We start from the raw sequence: 6,158 nt of genomic DNA, 5'->3' as shown, positions 1-6,158 counted from the left end.
AGCGCCGGGCCTTGCTGCGCGTCCGTCGCGACGATGCGGAACGTCGTCTTGAAGCCTTGTTGCGTGTATGCCGGGTTCGTTGCCGACGGCGTGATCTGCACGATGCCCGCATCGCTGTAGATCTTCGAAGCCGGGATCGACGTACCGGAGTTCAAGTGGCCGACCACTGCGACGACTTTGTCGTCGACGAGCTTCTGCGCAACTTGCGTAGCCTGACGCGGGTCAGCTGCGTCGTCCTGCGGGTCCAGTTGCAGCGTGACCTTTTGGCCGTTGATCACGAGACCCTTCTTGTTGATCTCTTCAACAGCAAGGCGCGCGCCGTTTTCGTTGTCCTTGCCAAGGTGGGCGATCTGGCCCGTCAGCGGCCCAACGTGACCGATCTTGACGATTTCGTCTGCCGCAGCACCCGTTGCCATCGTCGCGAACAGCATTGCAGCCGCGGTGATCGGCAACAGTTTTTGCATCTTGATATTCATGTAAGTCTCCAGTTTCGGTCCCAAAAACGACGTGATCGCCCGAATCCCCGCCTTCCTCTTGTCTGAGTCGAAGGGGCAATAACGTCGGATGCATCGTCATGCACTTGGTGGTGCACGCGAGCCGGCAAGTTCGTGACAGGCCGCGCCATCGTGCTGCGCGCAAGTGTAGGGCAACAAATTAAAGTTGGGGATTTTTTTGAGAAAGTGGGAAGACTACTAATAGCGCCGGCCGCAAAAAGGACCTGAGGGAAACGTGGACGCGGCTCGGAAACCCACTGCGCATGCGGGTTTTCGAGCAGTAGGAAGATGCGGCTTCCGCGCAACAGCGTCCACTTTCAATTGCGAAAGCCATGCGGTAAGGCATTGAGGACAATCAAAAAAAGACTTAGCTGGACATATGAATGTCATTCAACGGCTTGGGTAGCGCGACTCGCTTATGCGTTGCTCCGTAGAAGGTTTATTCCACTGCCGCGCAGCCCGCGATCCGCTTCGAAGCGGCCCGCCACTCGGCGTCCAGCGCGTCGATAAGTTCAGCGGCACCGCAGCCGGCCGGGCGGCCGCGCAACAGCGCAGCGCCTTGTCCGGACCACAGCGAAAGGTAATCGCCGCGATCCGCACGCGCGGCCGCTTGACGCAGTTCCTGCGTCAGCGCGTTCTGCACCGGGTAGGGCGCGACGCGCGCCGGCTCGGCCTCGAGCCGGTCCATCAGCGTATTGCGGATGCCGCGCGCATAGCGGCCTGTGATGGCGCGCGTCACCGAAGTCGCCGTATCGCTGCTCGCCAGCAGCCGCTTGCGCCAATCCTGCGCGATCGCGCTTTCGGCGCACGGCAAGAACACCGTCCCAAGCTGCGCGGCCTGCGCGCCCAGCGCCAGCGCGGCCGCGATGCCCCGGCCGTCCATGATGCCGCCCGCCGCCAGCACCGGGATGCCGAGTGCGTCGACGAGTTGCGGCACAAGCGCCATGGTGCCGACGAGCGGATTGCGCTCGGCGTCGATGACGGTGCCGCGGTGCCCGCCCGCCTCGGCCCCTTGCGCGCAGACGGCATCGGCCCCAGCGTCGCGCCAGGCGACGCCCTCCGCTACGTGCGTCGCCGTGCCGATCACATAACTGCCGGCCGCCTTGAGGCGAGTGACGTCGGCGGCATCGAGCACGCCGAACGTGAAGCTGACGACAGGCACGCGCAGCGCGATGACTTGCTCCAGTTGATCGCGAAACACGGGCGCGTAGCGTTCGGGAGCGTGGCCCGGGGGCAAGCCGAACTCGGCGCGCAGCGGATCGATCGCGTCGAGCGCGCGGCTTACCGTCGCATCGTCGGGTGCCGCGGGTTCCAGCACGAACAGGTTCACGCCGAATGCGCGCGAGGTGGCGGCGCGGATCGAGGCCACTTCCGCCGCGATCTTCTCGGGCGTCATCGCGCCCGCCCCGATTGAGCCCAGCGCACCGGCGTTGCTCGACGCGGCCGCCAGCGCCGCCGTCGTCGCCCCCACCATCGGCGCTTGCACCAGCGGCAGACGCAAATCGAACCGCTCGGCGAACGCCGTGGCGTAGTGGCGCCCTGCGCGCGTACTCGTACTCGTACTCGTATTCATCTGAGCTCTCCTGACTCTGCCGGGTTCAGTCGGGCCTCGCACGCGGTGCCGATACGCCGCGTGGTGCTCCGCAATGGGCTCACTCTACGCGCCGAGCCCACGCACGAAAAATGAATAATCGAGAACGTTTCGTTCGCATTCGATGAACGAGTGCTCGTCCAGAACCGTGACGGCCAGGCACCGCTTCAGCGCGATTCATCAATCGATGCCAAACTGGCGGCCCTGCGACTGCTGAGATAGGAGACGATGAATGAGCGTGACGACTCGATGGATCGAAATCGACGCCGGCGGCGGCGAACGCTACGACGGCTACCTGGCGTTGCCGCGGGCGGGAAAGGGGCCCGGCGTCATCATCGTGCAGGAGATATTCGGCGTGAATGCGCATATCCGGTCGGTGGCCGAGCAGTATGCGCTCGCGGGCTATGTCGCCCTCGCACCCGATATCTTCTGGCGTACCGAGCGGCGGGTGGAGCTCGGCTATGAAGGCGCCGACCGCGACAAGGCACTGGCCCTGCTAAAGGGCATCGATGCCGACCGAACCGTCGCTGATCTGGGCGCAGCGGCCACGACGTTGCGCGCGCTACCGGAAACGACGGGCAAAATCGGCACGGTGGGATTTTGCTTCGGCGGGCAGCTCGCCTATTTGATGGCGGCGCGAGGCACGGCCGACGCGGCCGTTGCTTATTACGGCGGCGGCATTCAGAACAAGCTCGGCGAAGCGGCGAACGTGCGCGTGCCGATTCTGTTCCATTACGCGGAGCACGATGCGTCGATTCCGCCAACGGCCGTCGCGCAGGTGAAGCAGCAGTTCGCGGGGCATACGAACGCGCAGTTTTTCGACTATCCGGGCGTCGAACACGGGTTCAATTGTTCGGACCGCTCCGCCTACAATCAGCCTGCTTCGGCGCTCGCGCACGGGCGCACGCTGGCCTTTCTCTCGCAGCATCTGTGAAGCGGTGAGCCGCTGAGAAGGCGAATCGGCATGGCGGTCAGCGCCGTGCCGGTTCCGTGCCGAGTCGCACTGAGCGGTCTGGCCGCTTACGGGTCAAGCCTTCTTCGGCGTCAAGCCTTCTTCGAATAGGCGCTGCACCAGCCGCCGTTCGCGACTTGCTTGCCGCCGAACATCGGGCACGGCGCGAAAGCGTCAGTGCCTGTCTTGCTTTGGAAGAATTGGCAATTGCCGCACTTCTCGCCCGCGGCGTACTTCGGATACTTGGCCTTGTCGACCTTGCTCGCATCCATCTTGTAGCCAAGCGCAACGGCGGTCGGATCGCTTTCCGTCACCTTCGGCGCGTCGGCCAGCGCCTCGCGGGAAGCGAGCGCCAATGCGGAAACAGCGCCAAGGCTCGTGATCAAAAACGTGCGACGGGAGGATTTCATGGGGGACTCTCCTTTATATATGGTCCTACTCACCGCTGCTTCTCGCGGCAGCAGGGGCCAAGCATAGCAACGAAGCGCGCTCGGCGCAGCCCTGCCGGCCCAATGTCGCGCATAACGCATCGGATTGCAAAGAGAGCCTGCGAGACGTTTGTGAGACGTTTGCGAGACGTTTTTGAGACGTCTCTGTCTGTTCAGACAAACGGGGCATGCTGGCGCCCAGCCCGCCGTTACCCTCGGCCAGCCAGTTCGCAGACCCGCTTGGCGATGGCCAGCGAAGCCGTCAATCCCGGCGATTCGATGCCGAACAAGTTGACGAGCCCGCGCACGCCGTGCGCGGCCGGCCCTTGGATGACAAAATCCGCCGCCGGCTCGCCCGGCCCCGACAACTTCGGACGAATCCCTGCGTAAGCGGGCTGCAACCCACCCTCAGGCAGTTCCGGCCAGTATTCACGAATCGCTGCGTAAAACGCATCGGCGCGGCGCGGATCGACGTCGTAGTTGATCGTATCGACCCATTCGACGTCCGGACCGAAGCGCGGCTGGCCGCCCAAGTCGAGCGTCAAATGCACACCCAGGCCCGCTTCGTTCGGCATCGGATAAATCAACCGCGAGAACGGCGCACGCCCGGAGATGCTGAAGTAGTTGCCGCGCGCGAGATAAAGCGGCGGCACATGCCGCGCGTCGAGGCCGCGAATCTTGCGGGCCAGCGCGTTGGCATGCAGGCCGGCGCTGTTGATGACGCATGCGGCCGAAAGCGTCGTGGGCGATTCCCCGCCCACCGTCACGATGAAACGCCCGGCCCGCGCCTCCACCGATTGCACCGGCGAATGGAATGCGCATACCGCGCCGCCGCGCTCGGCGTCGCCTTGCAGCGCAAGCAGCAGCTGATGGCTATCCACAATGCCCGTCTGCGGCGAGAACACAGCGGCCTCGCAATGCAGCGCCGGCTCGAGTTCCTGCGCATCGGCGCCGGACAGCCGGATCAGATCGAGCACGCCGTTCTCTTTACCGCGCGCCTCGATGGCAGCCAGCTGCGGCAGTTGATTGCGCGCAGTCGCGACGAGCAGCTTGCCGCAGCGCTGATGCGGAACCCCGCGCTCGGCGCAGTATTCATAGAGCATTTCGCGGCCGCGCACGCACAGCGTCGCTTTCAGCGAGCCGCGCGGATAGTACAGCCCCGCGTGAATGACTTCGCTATTGCGCGAACTCGTGCCGGTGCCGATCGCTTCGCTCGCTTCGAGCACGATCACTTCCCGGCCGCGCTCGGCGAGGGCGCGTGCGATCGCCAGACCGACCACGCCCGCGCCGATCACTACCCATTCGATCTCATCCATGTTGTCTCGTCGCGGCCCACTCGGGCACGCTTCTCCGTCCGCCTGCAACTTCGGTGGGACTGCTTGACTGCTTCGCGAACACACTGGTTGCGCCTGGAACGTCCTGTCCCGGTTCGATGCGCAAGATCGCATCGATTGAGCTGAGGCCATTGTACGACGTGAACCGCGCGCGCCGTCCCGCGCACCGAGCGAAACGCCGTGTCAACGGCCGAAAGGAACGGGTTTTAGAAACCGATCGGCCGGCGGCGCGCGCCGCGTTCCGGACGAATATCGGCTGCACGCACGACATCGCGGCCGTCGATGCGGGCCTCGCCGAACGCATGCAGAATTGCGCGGCGCATGTCGCGCGGCGAAGCGCGCGACAGCGCTTCGAGCGCGTCTTCTCCGAGCCATTCGGGGAAGCGCCGGCCCCAGCCGTGTGCCGTGCGCACTTCGTCGTAGATCGTTTGCGCAATGCGGCGGGCGCCTTCCCGATCGGGCGGGGCAATCTCGTACACACTCATGCGGCTCAGGATCGGTTCTGGAATCGAGCGCTCATCGTTGGCCGTCGCGATCCAGATCACTTGGCTCGCATTGATAGGCACTTCGGCGAATTCGTCGACGAACGTCTGCGCCGTCTCGTATTCGAGCAGCGCGTAGAGTGCGCCGAGCGGATCGTATTGCGAGTCGCCGCTCGCTTTGTCGAGTTCATCGACGACGATCACCGGATTCGCATAGCTGCCGTTGACGAGCGTTTCGAAGACTTTGCCGGGCTTGGCGTTCTTCCACTGCGAGGAAGCGCCCGAAAGGATCCAGCCCGCGGTGAGCGAGCTCATCGCAACGTAGTGATGCGACGTGCCGAGCAGCCGTGCGAGCGCCTTGGCGAAGTGTGTCTTGCCGATGCCCGGATCGCCCAGCAGCAGCATCGGCATCAACTCGAGCCGGTCTTCCGTTTCGATGCACAAGGCCACTTGACGGCGCACGTCCTCCAGCGGATCGGCGAAATTCGGCAAGGCATGGATGAGCGCGTCGACCGCAGGCATCCGGTTCGGTTTGACGCAAAACCGCAGGTTGCCCACCTTGAGCATCTTTTCGTAGGTGGCGCGCAGCGCATCGCTCGCGCCTTCGGTCAAGTCGTTCAGCGCAGTCTCGACCCGCTCGAGGTCGTACACCTTGCTGAACGACGCCACTGCGATTTCCTGTTTCACCACGGCTGTTGTCATCGCTCACCTCCCATGCCACTGCTTAGCGCATGTCGCGATGGGCGCCCCGTCGATTCTTGCTGTGGCCATGCGTCCGGCCGCGGGGCGGCGCATCGTTCGCTAATTCGTGTTTTCAGTGTAGCCAAGCAAGTTCCATGCGAAAAGCCAGCAGCGCGGCATGCGTGCTGCTAATAAC

At 64.2% G+C, this 6,158-nt stretch carries 6 protein-coding genes; 1 reads left to right on the top strand and 5 read right to left on the bottom strand.

The window, feature by feature from the left end; all coding sequences use genetic code 11:
• Together ACTHL0_RS08920 and ACTHL0_RS08915 are read right to left on the bottom strand one after the other, a co-directional pair.
• On the bottom strand, positions 1–476 hold a 476-nt coding region (locus tag ACTHL0_RS08920; RefSeq protein ID WP_440566367.1), incomplete at its 3' end, for a branched-chain amino acid ABC transporter substrate-binding protein.
• Between the two features lie 457 nt (positions 477–933).
• Positions 934–2,067, bottom strand: coding sequence for an NAD(P)H-dependent flavin oxidoreductase (locus tag ACTHL0_RS08915; protein WP_440566366.1), 1,134 nt, complete (start codon positions 2,065–2,067; stop codon positions 934–936).
• A gap of 250 nt (positions 2,068–2,317) precedes the next feature.
• Here ACTHL0_RS08915 and ACTHL0_RS08910 point away from each other — a divergent pair, with 250 nt between their 5' ends.
• The gene (locus tag ACTHL0_RS08910) at positions 2,318–3,019 is read left to right on the top strand and encodes a dienelactone hydrolase family protein (protein WP_440566365.1); all 702 of its coding nucleotides are present in this window, start codon (positions 2,318–2,320) and stop codon (positions 3,017–3,019) included.
• A 110-nt stretch (positions 3,020–3,129) separates the two neighbouring features.
• Here ACTHL0_RS08910 and ACTHL0_RS08905 read toward each other — a convergent pair whose 3' ends face one another.
• From ACTHL0_RS08905 to ACTHL0_RS08895, 3 genes are all read right to left on the bottom strand, one after another.
• On the bottom strand, positions 3,130–3,447 hold the full coding sequence (locus tag ACTHL0_RS08905; protein WP_440566364.1) for a high-potential iron-sulfur protein: 318 nt from the start codon (positions 3,445–3,447) through the stop codon (positions 3,130–3,132).
• 227 nt (positions 3,448–3,674) lie between these two features.
• The gene (locus ACTHL0_RS08900) at positions 3,675–4,781 is read right to left on the bottom strand and encodes an NAD(P)/FAD-dependent oxidoreductase (protein WP_440566363.1); all 1,107 of its coding nucleotides are present in this window, start codon (positions 4,779–4,781) and stop codon (positions 3,675–3,677) included.
• 224 nt (positions 4,782–5,005) lie between these two features.
• Entirely contained in the window at positions 5,006–5,983 is a 978-nt protein-coding gene (locus tag ACTHL0_RS08895; protein ID WP_440566362.1) for an AAA family ATPase, read from the bottom strand.
• Positions 5,984–6,158: the final 175 nt, after the last annotated feature.

The organism is Trinickia sp. (genome assembly GCF_051961175.1).
In the GTDB taxonomy this organism is placed as follows: Bacteria; Pseudomonadota; Gammaproteobacteria; order Burkholderiales; family Burkholderiaceae; genus Trinickia.
The sequence above is the reverse complement of the archived record's forward strand: the minus strand, read 5'-3'. Positions and strand labels throughout refer to the sequence as shown.